This window comes from Acinetobacter lwoffii (assembly GCF_024129115.1).
GTDB lineage: Bacteria > Pseudomonadota > Gammaproteobacteria > Pseudomonadales > Moraxellaceae > Acinetobacter > Acinetobacter lwoffii_T.
This window is the reverse complement of the sequence record NZ_JAMXXO010000001.1, coordinates 434,554-456,121: the sequence shown is the minus strand read 5'-3', so window position 1 is coordinate 456,121 and position 21,568 is coordinate 434,554. Positions and strand designations below refer to the sequence as shown.

Here is a 21,568-nt window from a genome sequence, read left to right as displayed (position 1 = left end):
AAATCTCTGGAATATCAATCTCACATTCAATTCACAGCACATCAATAAATGGTTCGGCAATCGTTGAAGCAAATAGCATATCAGCTAAACGTTCGGTATCAAGATGCAGCCGCTATGGCTTGGCAAGATTTTTTGAATCACCTCAATTAAACGGTTCCGGCAAACAGCTCTTTCTCATTTATAAAAGGTGTCAAACCTGAAGTTTTTAAAATCTTTGCTATTGAATTACCCTGTAAATAGAACTGCCTTGTTTAGCAATTCTGTAGTCTCTGCCTGTATTTGAGTATGAAAATGTATGAGTTCAGTGAGACCTAAGGCATCTGTCTCTAAATATGATTAATCTGAAAATATCAAGCAATCTTTTCAGCTTTCATAAAATCGTATGGAGAACATACATGACCGAGCATAACAATACTCAACATGATAATCGTGAAAAATTATGGGAATTGATCAAAGATGTCCGTTACACCATGATCAGCCATTTAACCGACACCCATGAAATCCACTCCCAGCCGATGACCATGCTGAACTCCGAGCAGATGAATGAACGTCAAAACTTATATTTCATCCTGCGTAATACCAATGATCTGGTCAAAGCAGCAGAAACAGGCCGTGGTCAGATCGGTCTGTCTTTTGCAAAACCATCAGATGGTATTTATGTGTCGATTAGTGCACATGCCCAGATCAGTACTGACCGTATTCTGATTGAGCAATTATGGAATCCATGGGCTGAAAACTGGTTTGAAGGCAAGGATGATCCTACCGTACGGGTATTGATTGCAGAAGCAGTCAGCGCAGAATATTGGAATGTGACAGACAACAAAGTCACCCAGCTTTTTAAAGCCTTAAAAGGCGGCGTTACCGGTGAAGCGGGCGAACCGCATGCAGAACATCAAAAAGTGAATTTACAAGGCAATATCCGGTAAGTACCGAGATTTAGCCTCTTAAAATTAAGAGGCTAAATTTTTGATATATTTCATTTTAAATATTAATGTAATTTTACTGTAATGACATAAAATTATAATTTTGGCTTGCCTCAATCTGCTCTCTTAAAAATATAAGCTTAGGAAAATCAGCTCAACATTCAGCTTAATTTTAAATAGAAGAAAATTTATTTTCTCAAAAACCAAAAGGCTGCCATAGCAGCCTTTGAACATTCAATTAAAGGATGAATTTTGAAAATTAACTGACTCGCTTCATCTCTTGAAGTTTGGCTATTTCCTGCTGTTTGAGTAAATTGCGCTGAATCTTGCCGCTCGATGTTTTAGGCAAAGACGCCACAAACTCAATCTCTTTCGGATAGGCATGTTTGGATAAGCGTGAACGTACATAACTTTGCAGTTTTAACATCAAATCTTCAGTAGCCGGATAAGCCGATTTAAGCACTACAAAGGCTTTCACAATTTCAGTTCGTTCTGGATCTGGCTTGCCGACTACGGCAGATTCAAGCACTTCTTCACATTCAAGCAAGGTACTTTCTACATCAAAAGGCCCAACCCGATAGCCCGAAGTTGTAATGACATCGTCTGCACGCCCAATAAAATCAATACCGCCATATTCATTCAGCTTCACGGTATCACCAGTGAGATAATACTGCCCGACAAATGACTTGCGGTTGTGGCCTGCATAGCCTTCAAACCACATCAACGGTGAAGCTGCACAGTCAATTGCCAAGGTTCCAATCCCGCCTTTTTCTACTTCCTGATGTTCTTTGTCCAATACAGCAAAACGATGCCCAGGAATAGCAAAACCGGCTGAACCAACTTTTTTATAATGCTCCAAGCCATGATGATTGGCGATCACCATACCCAGTTCAGTCTGTCCATATTGATCATAAATATTCACATTTAAATCATGGTTGAACCACTGAATCACTTCAGGCGTGAGCGGCTCACCCGCACTGCTTACCACGCGTAAATGTGAGGTGATGCCTGCATCAAATTTTTCTTTAAAACCAAAGAACATGCGAAATGCAGTTGGCGAACCCGTCAGGTTGCTGACCTGATATTTTTGAATGATTTGTACGGCGTTATCGACACTGAATCCACGCTCATCCATGATGATGCTGTGCCCTAAACTGAGCGGCCCTGCAATGCCATAATACAGTCCATATGCCCAGCCTGGGTCTGCCAGATTCCAGAAGGAATCTTCATCTCGCAGATCTACAGCGTGCAGCATATAACCTTTAAAGGCCAACAAGGCTTTTAAAGGCACAGGAACCAATTTTGCCAAGCCTGTGGTGCCTGAAGTAAACATCATCAGGAAGATATCATTAAACTGGCAATTTACCGGTTCAAACGCCTCTGGCTGTTGCTGTAAGGCTGTCCAGAAATCCGCATCTTGATAATTATCTGCTGCTGCCTGATGCACAGTCAGAATATTCGGGACATTGAGATCATGAAGTTTTAATCGCTGCTCTTCATCAGTAACGATCAACTGCGTATTGACGGTACTAATACGATGTTCAATGGCTTTGCTTTCAAAGGCAGTAAATAAAGGTTGATAAATGGCACCGATCCGCCAGGTGGCCAAGATGGTAATTAAGAGTGCAGGCGTTCTTGGCAGCAATCCTGCAATACAGTCGCCGGCCTTTAAACCCAGAGAATGCATATAATTCGCCAACTGTCCTGAGGCAAAGTCCAGTTGCTCAAAAGTCCACTGCTCAGCGTCACCGTTCTTGCCTTCCCAGATCAGTGCAGTTCGATTTTGACCCAGATAACGCCCACAACATTCGGTATAAGCATTGATGTTCTCTGCGCTTCCAACCAGATGTTCCTGAACCATATTTTCAAAATTAAAATCAGCATATGCCTGCTCTAGTGTCTTCATGACGACAACCTCTTTCCTATTGTAGTTTTCAGGCGACCTTGCCTGAGTTTATCCATTTGTATTTGTTGTTCCTGCTGATTCCATCAGCATACTTTCTCAAATCTGCATTCATGCCCTATGGCTAGAACATGAATAAAGCTTATTTTTCGATTATTCGCACTGTATGTCTTTAGATCATCATGTTCGGTTAAATCCTGCAATTTCCATATCCATCAATGTAAGTGCAGGATTTGAACATCAATCAAAGTCTGTTTTTTTAATTTAACAGTCAGCGTAGACACACTTCACGTGCAATCACCAGTCGTTGAATATCTGATGCACCTTCATAAATCTGGCTCACTCGCACATCACGATAAATCCGCTCGACCGGAAAATCAGAGACATAACCGTAGCCACCATGAATCTGGATCGCGTCCGAGCAGACTCTTTCTGCAATAGTCGATGCAAACAGTTTTGCCATCGATGCTTCTTTTAAACACGCCAAGCCTGCATCTTTTAATGTTGCAGCATGCAAAACGAGCTGACGTGCGGCTTCAATTTGTGTCGCCATATCTGCAAGCCTGAACGCCACAGCCTGATGTTGCACAATTTCTACACCAAAGGCTTTACGGTCATTGGCATATTCCACTGCAGCATCCAGTGCAGCCCGAGCCATACCGACAGATTGTGCCGCAATGCCGATCCGACCCGATTCAAGGTTCGACAAGGCAATTTTATAACCTTCACCCTCCTGACCTAGCAAGTTGGCAGCAGGAATCCGGCAGTTATCCAGAACGATGGTCGCGGTATCAGAACAATGCTGACCCATTTTCTCTTCTAGGCGTGACACGATATAACCCGGTGCATCGGTCGGCACCAGAAAACATGAAATACCTTTTTTCCCTGCGGATTTATCGGTCACAGCAAAGACTAGTGCAATCTGTGCGTGTTTACCTGTCGTGATAAACTGCTTGGTGCCATTTAGCACCCATTCATCACCATCACGTTCGGCTTTACACTCCAGCGAACTGGCATCCGAACCGGCCTGAGGTTCTGTCAAACAGAAACAGCCGAGCCATTCACCTGTTGCCAGTTTGGTTAAATACTGCTGTTTTTGTGCTTCAGTGCCATAACGCTGGGTAATGCCGCAAGGCAAAGAATTCTGCACACTGATAATCGTCGAGATTGCACCATCTCCTGCGGCAATTTCCTCTAGCGCCAAAACCAATGATACATAATCCAGACCTGCACCACCCCATTCTTCAGCCACTGTCATACCCAATGCACCAAGCTCACCAAGCTCTTTAAGTTCTTGTGCTGGAAATTGTGCCGTTTTGTCGCGTAAGGCCGCCGTCGGTTTCAGCTTCTGCTGCGAATAATTGCGCATCATGTCCTGAATCATTTTTTGTTCATCATTTAAAATCACGGGTATTTCCCTTCTTTATTTTTTCTATCCAGCATCAGCAAAGAATTTTTAATTTTCAAAATCTGATGTTTTTTTGGATGTATTCGGCAAATTCAGCATGCAACTTTCCCTGACACGTCATTGCCATTTTGATGAGTCAAAGAAAGTGTGTTTATTTAATGAATTATTTTGGTGCCATACGGATTGCGCCATCCAGACGAATGACTTCACCATTTAAATAGCTATTTTCAAAGATATGCCCCACCAATTGGGCGAATTCCTGTGGTTTTGCCAGACGTGGTGGAAACGGCACCATTTGCCCCAAAGCATCCTGGACATTTTGCGGCATGCCTTTCAGCATCGGAGTTTCCATAATGCCCGGCGCGATGGTCATGACACGGATCGCTTCACGAGCCAGTTCACGTGCCAAAGGTAAAGTCATTGCGACGACTGCACCTTTGGATGCCGCATAGGCAGTCTGACCAATTTGACCGTCATAAGCGGCAACTGAAGCAGTATTCACAATCACGCCACGTTCTTCTTCACCCGATTGCAACTCATATTTTGCAATTAAAGCCGCCGCATGACGCAACATATTAAAAGTACCATTTACATTAATATTGAGCACTTTTTGAAACATGGCTAATTCATGGATGCCGTTACGACCCAATACTTTGGCAGACGGTGCAATCCCGGCACAGTTGATCAAGCCATTCAGTTGACCATACGTGCTTTCAACATGAGCGAAGAAACTTTCAATGGCTTGTTCATCGGTCACATCGAGCTGTACAAACTCAGACTGTGCACCCAGTTGCTGCTGTAGTACTTCACCCTGCTCCTGATTCATATCGACCAGAATCACTTTGGCACCGTGTTCAACCAGATGAGTCGCTGTGGCTGCACCCAAACCTGAGGCACCACCGGTGATCACAATAACTTTTCCCTGAATGTTCATGTTTATTTCCTAGCGATTTTTCTATTTCAGATACGACTTAATATGCAGAGTAAACAGAGTTTTTATTCTGTACAATTTCCAAATATTGCATCTTGCATGATGTATTTGGACAATGAAAACAAGGATGTCAGACTGAATATGCATAAGCCTGCACTGGAATATAGCAAAGGCACCATCTCGATTGACCTGGTGAACGAAGCATTGCTGGATGCCAAACGGCTGCAATTTGATGTCCCTGCCATTCTGAAAAAAGCCAATATCCCAGCAGAAGTACTGAATGCTCCCAAGGCACGCGTGTCGGTTAGCCAATTTGCCCAGTTATGGACTGTACTTGCAGACAGCATGAATGATGAATTTTTTGGTATGGACAGCCATGCCATGCGTCGTGGCAGTTTTAAATTGCTTTCGAAAATGGTTATGCAGGCAGATACACTGGAAAAAGCGCTGCAACACATTCTGCAATTTCTCAATCTGGTTTTAGACGATCTGCAAAGCACGCTCATGGTTGAGGAACACTATGCCTATATCGTGATTTATGATTTAAAAGCAACCAAACGCATGTTTAGTTATGCGACGTATCTGATGCTGATTCATACCCTGATCTGCTGGTTAAGTGGACAACGAATTTTACTCAATCAGATTCAACTCAAATGCGCAGCACCCCTAGATGATTTTGATTACAAAGTTCGGTTCTGTGAACAGATTGAATATCAGGCCAGCGAAAACTATGTGCAATTTGATGCAAGCTATCTGCAACTACCGATTAAACAGGATGCTCAGTCTTGGTATCAGTTTATTCAGCAAACCCCACAAAATTTATTAGTACGTTTTAAAAACCCCTATGCCTTGAGCACCCAAATTCGCCGACAATTGCTACAGGTTTCACCAGCAGAATGGCTGGAACTGAATGAATTGGCCTTAAAAATGAATATGTCTGAAGCCACCATGCAACGGCGTTTAAAAAGCGAAGGTGTCAGCTATCAGCAATTAAAAAATGAGATACGCCGGGATACCGCCATTGAATTACTGACCCGTACTGAACAAAGTTTACAAGAGATTAGTGATCAGCTTAACTTCCAGGAATCCAGTGCATTTCATCGTGCATTCAAAAAGTGGACTGGCGTCAGTCCAGGGACTTATCGACAAAATAATATTAGATAATTTATATAAACTTAGACTTCAAAAATATTACCGAAAAATACTTGGATTATAAGCATATATTTTTATTATGATTATATATTTCAAGCCCCAAAACATATATTAGCAGGACTACACAGTCACCCGGAAAGCTTTGCAATTTACCCGAGAATAGATTATTTTTCACTCAATTTATAGCACTTTGCTATTGGCTGTATTCTCCATTTTCCTTTCGTGTTGAAGGTATCTCCATGTTAAAGATGACTGATGTGCTTGGGCAAAATCTTGTCCAAAACTTCTCTAAAGCTTTATTTTCTTCGACTGATCTGATCACAGAACAGTTGAATCAAGGGATTTTAAATGCATCGGATGCAGAACTGAAAGATGCAATTCTGCACTTCTTTAATCAGGTAGATGCTGTGGAAGCGGCTCAGGCCCTTGAAATTCCGGCAGAACGTATCAATGAATTACAACAAGGTATTGCCTTGAAAGATGAAAAATCTCTGGCAGACACTTTGAAAGTTGTGGCACTTTGTCTGGCAATGGAAACAGGTAGCCTAGATCAGGTAGAAGTCTATGACTGTCTACAGGATTATCCGATGTAATTCTTTTTAAAAATTCCTCGAAAGCGGTGCTCTGGCATCGCTTTTTTTGTTTTTAGTTATGGCGTGATGTTATTAAAAATACTTAAGGTTTCAAATGCAGTCAGGAATTTATAAAGAAAAAATCCAATAAAAAAGCGACTAATGTAGTCGCTTTTTTATAGAAAAGAATTACAGATTAATGCGGCCATTGACCCAAAGTCACGCGATCATTCCCGCTATAATCTTTAACCGTGCGGACTTGCTTATAACCCGCCTGTTTAAATAGATGTTGTACGGCGTCTGCCTGATCATAACCATGTTCAAGCACCACCCAACCATTCACAGTCAAATGCTTCTTGGCTTGCAGAATAATCATTTCAATATCGGCCAGCCCCTTTTTATCTGCCACCAGCGCACGTTCCGGTTCAGTCGCCAGATTCTGCATATGCACATCATCAGCGTCGATATAAGGTGGATTCGATACAATCGCGTCAAAGAATTCACGGCCAAATGGCTTCAACCATGAACCCAGAACAAATTCTACATTCTCAATATCATGTTGTTCCGCATTATATTTCGCTACTTCCAGCGTAGGCTCGTAGATATCGGAAGCCGTTACTGTCCAGTTGGAACGCTCAGATGCCAGCGATAAAGCAATCGCACCAGTACCTGTACCCAAATCCACCACACGGGCATCATCAGGCAGATCCAATTTCAACACAGTCTCAACCAGTACTTCAGTATCCGGACGTGGCACCAAGGTATCTTTGGTCACTTTGAGGTCCAAAGTCCAGAATGGCTGTGAACCAGTGACATAAGCCAAAGGCTCGCCAGCAGCAATACGCGCCAACCCGTCTTTATACGCTTGTTCCTGTTCAGGCGTTAACTCCTGATCCTTTTTCATTAGTAGATCAAATGAATCAATCTTGGTGATGTGTTCCAGTAACCAGGCATTTTCCTGACGCTCATAACTTTCAGCTTCACCGCGTAAAGCCAGGGCTTGTAAAATATTCATTATCCACCATTCTGCTGTGCAAGCATGGCCAACTGATCCGCCTGATATTCGCGGTGCAGGCTGTCCAGCAATTCGGTCAAATCACCTTCCATCACGGCATCCAGCTTGTATAAAGTCAGGTTAATGCGGTGATCGGTCATACGACCTTGCGGGTAGTTATAGGTACGGATACGTTCTGAACGATCACCCGAACCCACCAGATCACGACGCATTTCTGATGTTGCTGCATCTGCTGCTGCACGTTTGGCATTTTCTAAACGTGATACCAGCAGTGCCATCGCTTTGGCCTTGTTCTTATGCTGTGAACGTTCTTCCTGACATTCCACTACGGTGCCGGTTGGAATGTGAGTAATACGTACTGCAGAATCGGTTTTGTTAACGTGCTGACCACCTGCACCTGAAGCACGATACGTATCAATCCGCAAATCAGATGAGTTGATTTCAACCGAGGTATCGACATCAATTTCAGGAAGAATCGCAACGGTACATGCTGATGTATGCACTCGGCCTTGTGATTCGGTCGCCGGTACACGCTGTACACGATGCGCACCACTTTCAAATTTCAGGCGACCATAGACACCTTCACCATTAATCAGGCAGATGACTTCTTTATAGCCGCCATGTTCGCCTTCATTTTCAGAGAGGATTTCAATACGCCAGCCTTGGTTTTCCGCATATTTACTATACATACGGAATAAATCGCCCGAGAAAATCGCAGCTTCATCGCCACCTGTTCCGGCACGAATCTCAAGATAAGCCGAGTTGGCATCATTCGGATCTTTCGGAATCATCAGGATGTTCAGGTCTGCTTCAAGCGATTCAATTAAAGCTTTATTCTCTTTAATTTCTTCCTGTGCCATTTCCTTAAAATCTGGATCTGACAGCATGGCCTGAGCTGTTTCAATGTCTTCTTCAGCCTGTCTGTACTTGGTCCAAACATTGGTGATTTCTGTTAAGTCATTATGCTCACGTGACAATTGACGGAAGCGCTTATTATCAGAAATGACTTCTACATCAGCCAGTAATGCGGTCAATTCTTCATGGCGGTCAGAGAGTTGGTCTAATCGTAAACGTAACGATTCTTTCATTTTCTAAAAAATCTCAAACATAGGCTGCGACTAAAAACCGATTTAGCACAGCGAAATCAAAAAATTGCGCCTAGTTTAACGACTCTGGCTTCTAATGAACATCATTATTGAGTAAGTCCGCGTTGCTATCATTCGTGCTCTACAGCATTTGTTAACAAATATGATTAAAAACAGTGGAATTGCTTTTTTTATAGTCGATCTTATTCTTATTTCTTGCCGATTTTACAATTCGCCAAATAAAGCAGGGAATTATGAAGAAACATCTTCATATTGTTTTGGGCATGATTTGTTACATTTTCCGCATCGAAATAACTACAGTCCTGTAGATGGACACGGAGTGATGACATGAAACTCAACGCACTTTTAATGAGTACAGTTTTAGCTGCTGGTTCAATGATGACCGTAAACGCACATGCCGACAGTACAGCGCGTGTTGCAGCAGCAAGTGCTTTAGGTAGTGTTGCAGGTACAGCATTAGGTAAAAACATGGGCGGTAATACCGGCGCAACCATTGGTGCTGCTTTAGGTGGTGCTGGCGGTGCAGCGGTTGCAAGCAGCAAAAAAAACCGGACTGAATCTGCCATTGGTGGCGCTCTAGGCGGCGGTGCAGGTTATACCGTAGGTAAAAATATGGGCGGTACTAACGGCGGTTATATCGGTTCAGCTTTGGGTGCTGCCGGTGGTGCTGCACTAGGTAACAAGATTGCAAAAGATAAAGCAGCTGAAAAACGCTCTAAACACTGGAAAAAACGTTACCGTTAATTTGCGCTCAGGCAGTTTAGACCAGACGCTACATTTAACATGAAAAGCACCTTTTGGTGCTTTTTTTATTGTGGCTTTAATACGTGAATTTTCAATTAATACATGGAATTATCCTGTCCACATCATGAATAAATTAAGGAGATAAAAATCACAATTCGCCAACACTGCCTTCATGCTGTTTTGCGCTTGCTAGATTAAATTTATCTCATCAACAAAATATAGCTAGATATATAAAAGGTGTCCTCATGAACTATAAATCTCTAATGATCGCTGTCGTAGCAACCTCAGCCATGGGTATGACAGCTGCCAATGCAGGCAATACAACCAATACAGCTTTAGCTTCTGCTTTGGGTGGTGTCGTTGGTGCCGCAGTAGGCAATAAAATGGGCGGTACTACTGGTGCAACAATCGGTTCAGCGATTGGTGGTGGTGCGGGTGCCGCAGTAGCAGCAAATAAACGTGACCGTAATGGTGCGATTATCGGTGGTGCTTTAGGTGGCGGTGCAGGTTATGCAGTTGGCCGAAACATGGCAGGCACCAACGGTGGTTATATCGGTGCGGCACTGGGTTCAGCAGGTGGTTCAGCTTTAGGTAAGAAAGTCAGCGAAGACCGTCGTTATGATGACCGCAGCGAACGTCGCTATAACTCTTCTCGTAACTACCGTTATAACGATTATCGCTATAACAACCGTCGTCGTTAAGATTCTCTCCCCTTATTCTTTCCTCCTTTATAAGCATCTTCGGATGCTTATTTTTTTGCCTTTATTTTTTATCTTTATCTTTTGGTTTACACTTATATCGATTTTTTTCGATATACAAATACAATGCAAAGTCGTATGCTCTTAGCCATGTTTATTCAAGAGTAATATTATGCGTACGCTTACCGATACCCAGTTCTCTATTCTCGAACTGGTTCCAGTTCGTGACGATAAGACCATTCAATTCTCCCTGCAACATGCGCTGGAATTAGCTCAGACCGCAGAACGTCTAGGTTATAGCCGGATGTGGCTGGCCGAGCATCATAATATGGATGGTATTGCCAGCTCAGCGACCGCCGTGCTCTTAGGCTATTTACTGGCAAATACCAATAGCATCAAACTTGGCTCTGGTGGCATTATGTTGCCAAACCACGCTCCACTGGTAGTAGCAGAGCAATTCGGTACATTAGCGACTTTATATCCAGATCGTATTGAACTGGGATTGGGTCGTGCTCCGGGTACCGATCAAATGACCATGCGTGCTTTGCGTCGTGGCCGTCAGGAAACTGAAGATCAGTTCCCACAGGATGTTTTAGAAATTCTGCAATACTTTAAAGACCCGATTCCAGGTCAACGCATTGTGGCAACTCCAGGCCAAAGCACGCATGTACCTGTATGGTTATTAGGGTCCAGTCTGTTTAGCGCACAACTGGCAGCAAAACTTGGTCTACCTTATTCATTTGCTTCACATTTTGCCCCGCGTATGCTGGGTCAGGCCATTCAATTATATCGTGACAATTTCGAACCGTCTGAATATCTCGATCGTCCTTATGTGTCGATGGGCGTACCAACCTGTGTCGCAGATACCAATGAAGAAGCAGAATATCTAGCGACTAGTGCCTATCAGCGGGTTTTATCACTGATTCGTGGGCAAAGCCTGAAACTTAAAGCACCAATTGACTCCATGGAAGGTCTGTGGTCGCCGCCGGAAAAAATGTCAGTCGATAATTTCTTTGCCATGGCTCAGGTCGGTTCCAAAGAAACCGTTAAAGCTGGGCTAGAATCGCTTTTAGCAAAATATGATGTGGATGAGTTTATCTTTACTTGTGACATCTATGACACTGACAAACGTCTGCACAACTTTGAGCTGTTGATGCAAATTAAAAACGGTCTGTAAATGAAAGCTGCATCTACCTATTCTCAGCAATGGGTAGATGTTTTTTCACCTTTAAAGATAAATGACTAAAAGAAACATCCCAGTAAAATCATTTCTATCGACCTCCTCCATTAAACAGCCTCTTCTTTGAACGAACACTTCATTTCCTTCATCCATCTCAGCAAGTTAAAATTCATTCTTTTTGGATCGCCTGTAAACCCATTCAGCCTCAACAAAATCAGATTTTATATTTTGGTCAAATAGATGACTGTCTAAGTTAAATTTTTCACTTTACCCTAGCTTGAGTTTTTGTTTATATCTCATACAAAGAAAATTAATTATTAAATAAATTCAAGGAATTCTAATGTCTACCAAGCAGGATCCACACGCTGGTATTTTTGAAAATCGCCCCGAACATTTTCAGCAGTTTAATGGAATTAAAGTGCCCTCTTCCGAACTGTTAGAATTGGATTATGCAAATAAAGATATTGCGATTATTGGCACGGATCAGTTTACCGTGAGCCAGCTGGATAAAATCAGTCAACATGCCCGTTCGGTAAAAGTTTTCCAGATTAATCCTGCTTTTGTACTGCCCGGTTCCGATCGAATTCTGCAACGGATTATTAATCATCCACTGATTGGTAAAAATCGTCGCTTATTTAATAACCGGATTAAAAGCTTGCTTTCTCTGCGGTTTTTAGAAAATCAGGTGCAGAATTTGTGGCTAAGACGCCAGTTAATGCCAAATCTTGCATCTTCCCGTAAAATTTATCTGAAATCAGATCATTATTATGCTGCCCTACAGCGTGAAAATTGCCAGCTGATTACTTGGCCAATTTTAAAAATTTCGGAAAATACGATTCATTGCATCAATGGTGAACAGCATCCGGTCGATATCATTATTCATACTTATTTAGCAGAAAAATAACTTATACTGACAAGTAAAGATAAGAAATTAATGAGCTGATAATGAGAGTCTGATTTAAGTTCCGAGAACCAACATGATGATTTATTCAACAAAATGTTCAAAGAATACTCTAAGGTATTTTTAAACATGATATTTAGGGCGTGTCATCAATTAAGCCATATCATGATTGAGGCAAGGTAGATCGCTGACAGGAAGTTTTGAGCCAATTTATCATAGCGCGTAGCAATACCTCGATACTGCTTGAGCTTGGCGAAGAAATTCTCGATCAGATGTCTTGCCTTATAAAGATGTTGGTCATAATCACGCTGATCAATCGCGTTACTTTTGGATGGCATCACGACTTGACCATTGATCTTATGAATCGGATCAATCACTCGATCCCTGGAATTGTAGGCTTTATCCATAAGCCATGTTTGGCTTAACGATAAGTCCAGTAACACATCGGCACCGTTCAAGTCATGGGCCTGCCCGGCAGTGAGATAAAATCCTGTTGGGTTGCCTAAAGCATCAGTACGGGCATGAATTTTGGTACTTAAGCCACCTTTACTGCGTCCGATCGCCTGTTCTTTTTTTTCCGGCACTGTGTTGATGAGCGCGCACAATGGTTGAGTCCAGCATGGCATATTCATTATCACTGTCATGTGATAGCACTTCAAAAACTCTCTGCCACACGCCTGTTTTAGCCCAACGGCTAAAACGGGTATGTACGACTCTAAAATCACCGAACCGTTCGGGTAAGTCTCGCCACGGAATACCTGAACGATAACGATAGAGTATTGCCTCAACAAATAATCGGTTGTCTTTGGCGGTTACTCCAACAGTACCCGGCCGTCCAGGCAACAGATCCTTGATCCGTTCCCACTGATCATCTCTTAATGCATAGCGTTTAGTCATGAAAAAATAATGAGGACAGATTAGATTTTCTCAAGCTAATTGATGACAGGCCCTAGTATTTTTTTAGAATTATAAAAATCATACATTATTTCGATTAATCAATGCTTACTTGTAATTTTTAGCTATAAATCAGAGCCAAACCGCAATTTGGCTCTGGCTGGTTTCTTAACCGATTCGACGTTTTAAACCGGTCATTTGCAACACACGTGTTGAGATTTCTTCAATCGACATTTCAGACACATTCAGGTACTTGATGCCTTCCGAAATATAAATCCCTTCAATCGCACGCAACTCCATCTGACACTGACTAAAGCTGGCATAACGGCTATTGGCCTTACGCTCAGAACGAATGGCCACAAGGCGTTCCGCATCAATCATCAAGCCAAACAGCTTGTTTTTATGCGGTCGCAGCACGGCTGGCAGGCGGTTATCGTCCAAATCTTCTTCAGTTAGCGGATAGTTTGCTACGCGAATACCGAACTGCAAAGACAGATAAATAGAGGTCGGAGTTTTACCTGAACGCGATACACCAATCAGGATCAGGTCAGCTTTATCATAATGACGGGTACGTGCGCCGTCGTCATTGTCTAAAGCAAAATGAACAGCATCAATACGAGCTTTGTAGGACTCAGAGTCGGTCACCGCGTGGGTCTGCCCGACTAAAGTTGTAGGAATCGTGCCTAATTCATCAGCCAACTTACTAATAAGTCCTTCAAATACATCAAGATTTACTGCATTTGCGGTATTAATAATGTCGCGCACATAGGGATCAACCAGGGTATCAAATACCAGCGGTTTTTCACCGTCGATTTGAGCTCTTGCATTGATCTCTGCAACCACGTTTGTGGCCGCTTCTTCGGAACTAATGTAAGGGATAATATGAATGTCAAATTTCACATGCGGAAACTGCGCTAACAGCGAGTGTCCAAGGGTTTCAGCGGTGATGGCGGTACCATCTGAAATAAAGAAAACACTACGCTGAATTTGTTTACCTTCCGACATTAAAATTCTCCTCCAACATTTGTCTTAGTGCTATATAATCTTTATAGTAAACCGATCTTACATGACTGTCGCTTAGTAAAATCAAAAACCTAGATGATTTGCTATACTCTCATGCCGAGATAGTGATTAATACTGCAAAAGTGGAGTAACAACTTTGGAAGCGCGCGTAATTGGTCTGGAAAAATTAGGGAAGCACGACGTTGAGCTGGTCGGTGGGAAAAACTCATCACTAGGCGAAATGATCAGCCACTTATCAAATGCTGGTGTATCTGTGCCAGGTGGTTTCGCAACGACTGCCGATGCCTACCGTGAATTTCTCGAGCAAAGTGGCCTAAACGCTAAAATCAATGCAGAGCTTGCTGCACTCAATGTTGATGATGTAAATGCACTCGCTGAAACTGGCGCAAAAATTCGTCAATGGATTGTGGATACTCCACTTACGCCTGCATTAGAACAAGAAGTTCGTACAGCATTTGCAGAACTTTCTAACGGCAACCCTGACATCGCGGTTGCCGTTCGTTCTTCTGCAACTGCAGAAGATTTGCCGGATGCTTCTTTTGCTGGCCAGCAAGAAACTTTCCTGAACATTCGTGGTATTGATAACGTACTGATCGCAATCAAAGAAGTATTTGCATCTTTGTACAACGACCGCGCAATCTCTTACCGTGTACACCAAAACTTTGCCCATGATGTAGTTGCCCTGTCTGCTGGTGTACAACGCATGGTTCGTTCAGAAACTGGCGCTGCAGGTGTAATGTTTACGCTAGATACTGAATCAGGCTTCCGTGATGCAGTATTCATTACCGCATCTTATGGTTTGGGTGAAATGGTCGTTCAAGGTGCAGTTAACCCGGACGAATTCTATATTTCTAAACCGCTTTTAAATGCAGGCCGACACGCGATCCTTCGTCGCAACCTGGGTTCTAAGCACCAGAAAATGATTTATGGTGAAGAAGCATCTGCAGGTAAATCTGTCGTTGTCGTGGATGTGGAAAAAGCTGAACGCCAACAGTTCGCTTTAAACGACCAGGAATTACAAGAACTTGCTAAACAAGCGCTGATCATTGAAAACCACTACGGTGCACCAATGGACATCGAGTGGGCAAAAGATGGCGATGATGGCAAGATTTACATCGTTCAGGCGCGTCCTGAAACTGTAAAAAGCCGTGAAAATGTCGGCACCATGGAACGCTACCTGTTGAAACAACGCGGTACTGTGATCTGTGAAGGCCGTTCAATTGGTCAACGCATTGGTTCTGGTAAAGTCCGCATCGTAACGTCAATTAAAGAAATGGACAAAGTACAAGACGGTGATGTTCTTGTATCTGACATGACTGACCCGGATTGGGAACCAGTCATGAAACGTGCAGCTGCGATTGTAACAAACCGTGGTGGTCGTACTTGTCACGCTGCAATCATTGCACGTGAGCTTGGTGTTCCTGCAATCGTTGGTTGTGGTAATGCAACTGAAGTTCTTGTAGACGGTCAGGAAGTGACTGTGTCTTGTGCCGAAGGTGATACTGGCTTTATCTATGAAGGCGCACTAGATTTTGAAATTCAAAAGAATTCAATTGAGTCTATGCCTGCTCTTCCATTTAAAGTAATGATGAACGTGGGTAACCCGGACCGTGCATTTGACTTTGCTCAAATTCCAAACGCAGGTATTGGTCTGGCACGTCTTGAATTCATTATTAACCGTATGATTGGTGTTCACCCTAAAGCATTGATCAATATTGACAGCCTCCCACGTGAAACACGTGCAGCAGTCATGGCGCGTACTGCAGGTTATGCATCTCCAATCGAATTTTATGTAGAGAAACTGGTTGAAGGTATCTCGACACTTGCTGCTGCATTTGCAGACAAGCCAGTCATTGTTCGCATGTCAGACTTTAAGTCTAACGAATATGCAAACTTGATCGGCGGTAAGTTATACGAGCCAGAAGAAGAAAACCCGATGCTAGGTTTCCGTGGTGCAAGTCGCTACGTTTCTGATAACTTCCGTGATTGCTTCGAACTCGAATGCCGTGCATTGAAAAAGGCACGTGATGAAATGGGTTTAACCAATATCCAGATCATGATTCCATTTGTTCGTACTGTTGCTGAAGCGAAACGTGTGATTGAACTTCTTGCATTAAATGGTCTTAAGCGCGGTGAAAACGGCCTTAAAGTGATCATGATGTGCGAACTTCCTACCAATGCTTTATTGGCAGATCAGTTCCTTGAACATTTCGATGGTTTCTCTATTGGTTCAAACGACTTGACACAATTAACGCTTGGTCTTGACCGTGACTCTGGTATTGTCTCTCACCTATTTGATGAGCGCGACCCTGCGGTTAAAGCGTTGCTTTCTCTTGCAATTCAAGCATGCCGTAAAGCTGGCAAATATGTCGGTATTTGTGGTCAAGGTCCTTCTGATCACCCAGATCTTGCACAATGGTTAATGGAACAAGGTATCGACTCTGTGTCTTTAAACCCAGACTCGGTACTTGAAACTTGGTTCTTCCTGGCTGAAGAAAAAGTACAAAAAGCATAAGCAATTGTGAATAAAAAAGACCCTTTGATAGGGTCTTTTTTATTAGACAGATATTATGATTTACTGTTTGAAAATTAATAATTAAAGGCCCAATCGCAAGATAAACGATTGAATTTATAAATATAATTAAATCAAAGCTTATCAACACATAAAGACTGTAATGACAAACAAATACCAACAGTAAAGTCATATCAAAATGGCAATAATAATGAATAACCATTGAGTGTTCGGGAAGATATTTTTAAGAGTGGTGATCCTTGCAATTTTGTATGGGCGCATTTTTAATGAGAAATATGATTGAAAATCCTCAATTAATCTATATCTTACGATAAGAGGATGTTTGTTTTCAAAACAGAATTCAATACAATCTTGATCAAAGCTATTATCAGTTCACATTTATATATTGAGATTCAGTCTATATGCAGATTTACTTGGCACGAAACAATCAACAAGCTGGTCCATATACGCTCGAGCAATTGAATCAGATGCTGGCGAATCAACAAGTCATGCTGACTGACCTGGCATGGCATCAAGGCATGACAGAGTGGAAAGCCTTAGGTGAACTTACCCAAGGAAAATCGGTATATCAACCTGAAGGTTATGTCGCTCCGGCAGTCACACCTGAAACACCGGTATTCCAGAACAGCCAGCCAACGACTTCGGCCTACTCACAGCCTCATACTCAAACAGCGACTCAAAAAAATGAACTCGCCAGTATTCCAAGCCGTATCCTGGCCAAAATTGTAGATGTGTTACTGTGGTTACCAGCAACCTTCATTTTGACTGCATTTTTTACCCCTGAACAGGAAACGCGGTTTGCACAACTGAATGAAGAGTTCATGAATGTCGTGCTGAGTAGCGATGCAGATCCTGCACTGGCCCAACAATTACAGACTCAAATGTTTGAGATGTTTTCTCAGCAGGCGTGGCTTGCCACAGCGGTCTATTTGATTATCATGCTGGCCATTCAAGCCTTTCTGATTGCCAAATCAGGCCAAAGTATTGGTAAAAAGCTGACAAAAATCAAAATTGTAGATGCCGAATCAGGTGAAAAGACCAGCCTGTTACGCGCCTTCACTATTCGTAGCGTATTTTTCATATTTTTAAATATTGTATTTATGCCACTGAGTTTAATTATTGACTGGGCCTTCGGGTTGGGCAAAAAACGTCAAACCTTGCACGATAAACTCGCAAAAACGCAAGTTGTGAAACAATAGTGCAGGAATACACAAAATGGGATGAATATCATCCCATTTTGATTACAGAACTTTGAAATTGAAATAAAATTCCCATAACCCCCCCAATCCAGACCAGCAAAATCGGTTTTTATTACAGGCATTTAAAGCGCCCTAGATATAGCTTAGTTCGTGAATCTCAGGCATAATGCCCTACAACGTAGCGGTGTATTGTGATTAACAGGATGTTTTGTAAAATTCAGCCTTTTTTGTCATGTGCACTTTAATCGCTATCCCATATTAAATTAGGGAATGGGACTCTTCACCGAGGTTGTAAAATGAGACAAACGATTTTAGCTGTATTGTCTTTATCTGCGATGACTGCACTCTTGACCGGGTGTGGTGGTGATATGGTACTTCTGAACTCTAAAGGTCCAGTTGCAGCAGGTCAAAGTAACCTGATGATGACTGCGATTTACTTAATGCTATTGGTGGTTATTCCATCAATCATCATGGCATTATGGTTCGGTTGGAAATATCGTGCATCGAATAAAGACGCAGACTATAAACCTACATGGACACACTCTACTGCGATTGAAATTGTAGTATGGGGTATCCCTGTCATTATTATTGGTATTTTAGCTTGGTTAACTTGGTGGGGCTCCCACAAGTATGACCCATACCGTCCAATTGAAGCAGATAAAGCGCCATTAACTGTTCAAGTTATTGCTGAGCAATTTAAATGGATCTTCATCTATCCTGAGCAAGGCATTGCAACTGTTAACGAATTGCGTTTCCCAGAGAAAACTCCGGTAAGCCTTCGTTTAACCTCTAACTTCACGATGAACTCGTTCTTCATCCCGGCGTTAAGTGGTCAGATTTATGCAATGGCAGGTATGCAAACTCACCTCAACCTATTAGCTGATGAAACTAGCCCAGCTGAAGGCTACCGTGGTTTCTCTTCAAACTATTCAGGTTACGGCTTCTCACAAATGCGCTTCCGTGCACATTCTGTGACTGATGCCCAGTTTGCCGAATGGGTTTCTGCTATTCAGGCAGGAAACGGTACTTCAGTTAACCCTAATGCAGTACAAAAAACTGTTCTAGACCAAGCTGAATTTGCAAGCTTACGTGACGGTAACCGCGGTGTTCACCAGATCGAAGCGATTATTGCAAGAGCTAAGACTCCTGAAGAGAAGGCTGCTGCTGAAGCAATGAAGCCTTACCCTACTAAGCCACATCCTGTGACTTACTACTCTTCTGTAGAGCAAGGTTTGTTTGAATCTGTGATTCACAAGTATATGAGTAACTACCACGGTGCTGACCATTCAGCTCCTGTAGAAGCTGCAGCGACTGATGCTGTTGCTCATGAAGCGTCTGCTTCTGAAGCTCATGTAGCTGGTGAACATGCGACTGCTTCTCAAGGAGAATAAGACATGAGCTTCTTAGGTAAGTTAGGTCCGGATGCAATTCCTTACGATCCAATCGTATTGGCAACTGTTGCAATGATGATCTTGGGTGGTATCGCAGTTGTTGCCGGTATTACCTACTTCAAAAAATGGGGCTACCTGTGGAACGAATGGTTCACATCTGTAGACCATAAAAAAATTGGTATCATGTACCTGTTCGTATCGATCATCATGCTGGTGCGTGGTTTCGCCGATGCGATCATGATGCGTCTTCAGCAGTTCCTTGCAAAAGGTGGCGGCGAAGGTTATTTACACCCTGAGCATTACGATCAGATCTTTACCGCGCATGGCGTGATCATGATCTTCTTCGTGGCAATGGGTCTTGTTGTTGGTTTGATGAACATCTCTGTACCGCTTCAAATCGGTGCACGTGACGTTGCATTTCCATTATTAAACTCACTCAGCTTCTGGTTATTCGCCGGTGCTGCGGGTCTAATGATGGTGTCACTCGCGTTAGGTGAGTTCGCTGCAACAGGCTGGATGGCATACCCTCCACTGTCTGGCATTGAATACTCTCCAGGCGTAGGTATGGACTACTATATCTGGGCACTGCAAATTTCAGGTCTGGGTACGCTATTAACGGGTGTTAACTTCTTCGTTACCATCATCAAAATGCGTGCGCCTGGCATGAAACTTATGGAAATGCCAATCTTTACCTGGACATCTTTATGTACAGCAGTATTGATTATTGCGGCTTTCCCAGTGTTGACTGCAACAATTGCAATGTTAACGCTTGACCGTTACTTCGGTTTCCACTTCTTTACTAACGACTTGGGTGGTAGCCCGATGTTGTACGTGAACTTGATTTGGACTTGGGGTCACCCGGAAGTATATATCTTGGTATTACCAGCATTTGGTATTTACTCTGAAGTTGTTGCGACTTTCTCGCGCAAAGCATTGTTCGGTTACAAATCAATGGTGTATGCAACAGTAGCAATCACAGTATTGTCATTCGTTGTATGGGTTCACCACTTCTTTACTATGGGTGCAGGTGCCAACGTTAACGCGTTCTTCGGTATCATGACCATGATTATTGCGATTCCTACAGGTGTGAAAATCTTCTCTTGGTTATTCACCATGTACAAGGGTCGTATTGTTTACACTACTCCAATGCTATGGACACTAGGCTTCCTGGTAACTTTCGGTATCGGTGGTTTAACAGGTGTATTGATGGCGGTTCCACCAGCGGACTTCCTGGTACATAACTCTTTATTCCTGATTGCTCACTTCCATAACGTAATTATTGGTGGTGTAGTATTTGCGATGTTCGCAGGTATCATCTTCTACTGGCCGAAAATGTTCGGTTGGAGACTGAATGAGACTTGGGGTAAAGCAGCGTTCTGGTTCTGGTTCTTCGGTTTCTACTTTGCGTTCATGCCACTTTATATCCTTGGTTTCATGGGTATGACACGTCGTTTGAATACATTTGACAACCCAGAATGGGACCCGTATGTAAATATCGCGATGTTCGGTGCAGTTCTGATTGCGCTTGGTATCGTATGTTTCATTCTGCAAATCGTGGTTGGTTTCTTACAACGTGACCAACGTCTGGATTTGACTGGCGATCCATGGGATGGTCGTACCCTTGAATGGGCGACATCTTCTCCTGCTCCGTTCTATAACTTTGCTCATCTTCCAAAGATCAATGGTATTGATACTTTCTGGATCGAGAAAGAAAATGGTGTTGCGTATGCAAAACCAACGAAGTACGAAGATGTTCATATGCCAACTAACCGTGCTGCCGGTTTCGTTATCGCGATGTTCATCACTGTTATGGGCTTCGGTTTAATCTGGCACATCTGGTGGTTAGTAGTTGTTACGTTCCTTGCTTCTATCATTAGCTTCATCGTGTCTTCTTTCACCAAGAAAGTGGATTACTATGTTCCAGCTGCTGAAGTTGAGCGTATTGAAAACGAACGCTATGCGATTCTTGAAAAACACTTGAAGAAGGACTAAGAC

General features: G+C 42.8%; 17 protein-coding genes and 1 pseudogene. 11 read left to right on the top strand and 7 right to left on the bottom strand.

Features of this window, described 5'->3' with window-relative positions:
* Nucleotides 1–395: 395 nt before the first annotated feature.
* The gene (locus NI470_RS02220) at nt 396–926 is read left to right on the top strand and encodes a pyridoxamine 5'-phosphate oxidase family protein (protein WP_253147517.1); all 531 of its coding nucleotides are present in this window, start codon (nt 396–398) and stop codon (nt 924–926) included.
* A 256-nt stretch (nt 927–1,182) separates the two neighbouring features.
* On the opposite strand, the gene NI470_RS02215 is transcribed toward NI470_RS02220, so the two are convergent.
* From NI470_RS02215 to NI470_RS02205, 3 genes are all read right to left on the bottom strand, one after another.
* Nucleotides 1,183–2,829 carry an AMP-binding protein gene (locus NI470_RS02215; RefSeq protein ID WP_253147518.1) on the bottom strand — a complete coding sequence of 549 codons (1,647 nt, stop codon included), beginning with the start codon at nt 2,827–2,829 and terminating at the stop codon, nt 1,183–1,185.
* Between the two features lie 268 nt (nt 2,830–3,097).
* The gene (locus NI470_RS02210; RefSeq protein WP_253147519.1) at nt 3,098–4,234 is read right to left on the bottom strand and encodes an acyl-CoA dehydrogenase family protein; all 1,137 of its coding nucleotides are present in this window, start codon (nt 4,232–4,234) and stop codon (nt 3,098–3,100) included.
* Between the two features lie 163 nt (nt 4,235–4,397).
* Entirely contained in the window at nt 4,398–5,168 is a 771-nt protein-coding gene (locus NI470_RS02205; RefSeq protein WP_253147520.1) for a 3-hydroxyacyl-CoA dehydrogenase, read from the bottom strand.
* 138 nt (nt 5,169–5,306) lie between these two features.
* Between NI470_RS02205 and NI470_RS02200 the strand changes: the two genes are divergently transcribed.
* Both NI470_RS02200 and NI470_RS02195 read left to right on the top strand, forming a co-directional pair.
* Nucleotides 5,307–6,329 carry an AraC family transcriptional regulator gene (locus NI470_RS02200; protein ID WP_222112425.1) on the top strand — a complete coding sequence of 341 codons (1,023 nt, stop codon included), beginning with the start codon at nt 5,307–5,309 and terminating at the stop codon, nt 6,327–6,329.
* 227 nt (nt 6,330–6,556) lie between these two features.
* Nucleotides 6,557–6,910 (top strand): hypothetical protein, encoded by a 354-nt coding sequence (locus NI470_RS02195; RefSeq protein WP_004278774.1) that lies wholly within the window; start codon nt 6,557–6,559, stop codon nt 6,908–6,910.
* A gap of 175 nt (nt 6,911–7,085) precedes the next feature.
* On the opposite strand, the gene prmC is transcribed toward NI470_RS02195, so the two are convergent.
* Both prmC and prfA read right to left on the bottom strand, forming a co-directional pair.
* On the bottom strand, nt 7,086–7,904 hold the full coding sequence (prmC, locus tag NI470_RS02190) for a peptide chain release factor N(5)-glutamine methyltransferase (RefSeq protein ID WP_253147521.1): 819 nt from the start codon (nt 7,902–7,904) through the stop codon (nt 7,086–7,088).
* A complete protein-coding gene (gene prfA, locus NI470_RS02185; protein WP_253147522.1) occupies nt 7,904–8,992 on the bottom strand; it encodes a peptide chain release factor 1 in 1,089 nt (362 codons plus the stop codon). The genes prmC and prfA overlap by 1 nt, the downstream gene beginning before the upstream one ends.
* A 345-nt stretch (nt 8,993–9,337) precedes the next feature.
* Here prfA and NI470_RS02180 point away from each other — a divergent pair, with 345 nt between their 5' ends.
* From NI470_RS02180 to NI470_RS02165, 4 genes are all read left to right on the top strand, one after another.
* The gene (locus NI470_RS02180) at nt 9,338–9,754 is read left to right on the top strand and encodes a glycine zipper domain-containing protein (protein ID WP_004645401.1); all 417 of its coding nucleotides are present in this window, start codon (nt 9,338–9,340) and stop codon (nt 9,752–9,754) included.
* Nucleotides 9,755–9,999: 245 nt separating this feature from the next.
* Entirely contained in the window at nt 10,000–10,455 is a 456-nt protein-coding gene (locus NI470_RS02175; protein ID WP_004278778.1) for a hypothetical protein, read from the top strand.
* 169 nt (nt 10,456–10,624) lie between these two features.
* Nucleotides 10,625–11,629, top strand: a complete 1,005-nt coding sequence (locus NI470_RS02170; protein ID WP_253147523.1) for an LLM class flavin-dependent oxidoreductase — start codon at nt 10,625–10,627, stop codon at nt 11,627–11,629.
* A 343-nt stretch (nt 11,630–11,972) separates the two neighbouring features.
* Entirely contained in the window at nt 11,973–12,536 is a 564-nt protein-coding gene (locus NI470_RS02165) for an NAD(P)/FAD-dependent oxidoreductase (protein ID WP_253147524.1), read from the top strand.
* A 146-nt stretch (nt 12,537–12,682) separates the two neighbouring features.
* Here NI470_RS02165 and NI470_RS02160 read toward each other — a convergent pair.
* Both NI470_RS02160 and ppsR read right to left on the bottom strand, forming a co-directional pair.
* Nucleotides 12,683–13,430, bottom strand: a pseudogene (locus tag NI470_RS02160) (IS5 family transposase).
* 165 nt (nt 13,431–13,595) lie between these two features.
* Entirely contained in the window at nt 13,596–14,432 is an 837-nt protein-coding gene (gene ppsR, locus NI470_RS02155; RefSeq protein WP_004278781.1) for a posphoenolpyruvate synthetase regulatory kinase/phosphorylase PpsR, read from the bottom strand.
* Nucleotides 14,433–14,586: 154 nt separating this feature from the next.
* Between ppsR and ppsA the strand changes: the two genes are divergently transcribed.
* The 4 genes from ppsA to cyoB all read left to right on the top strand — a co-directional run bounded on the left by ppsA (nt 14,587) and on the right by cyoB (nt 21,565).
* Nucleotides 14,587–16,965 carry a phosphoenolpyruvate synthase gene (gene ppsA / locus NI470_RS02150; RefSeq protein ID WP_004278782.1) on the top strand — a complete coding sequence of 793 codons (2,379 nt, stop codon included), beginning with the start codon at nt 14,587–14,589 and terminating at the stop codon, nt 16,963–16,965.
* A 419-nt stretch (nt 16,966–17,384) separates the two neighbouring features.
* Nucleotides 17,385–18,182, top strand: coding sequence for an RDD family protein (locus NI470_RS02145; RefSeq protein ID WP_253147525.1), 798 nt, complete (start codon nt 17,385–17,387; stop codon nt 18,180–18,182).
* 296 nt (nt 18,183–18,478) lie between these two features.
* Nucleotides 18,479–19,573: a ubiquinol oxidase subunit II gene (cyoA, locus tag NI470_RS02140; protein WP_044108868.1), complete on the top strand. Its 1,095-nt coding sequence runs from the start codon at nt 18,479–18,481 to the stop codon at nt 19,571–19,573.
* 3 nt (nt 19,574–19,576) lie between these two features.
* Nucleotides 19,577–21,565 (top strand): cytochrome o ubiquinol oxidase subunit I, encoded by a 1,989-nt coding sequence (cyoB, locus tag NI470_RS02135; RefSeq protein ID WP_005252153.1) that lies wholly within the window; start codon nt 19,577–19,579, stop codon nt 21,563–21,565.
* Nucleotides 21,566–21,568 lie beyond the last annotated feature (3 nt).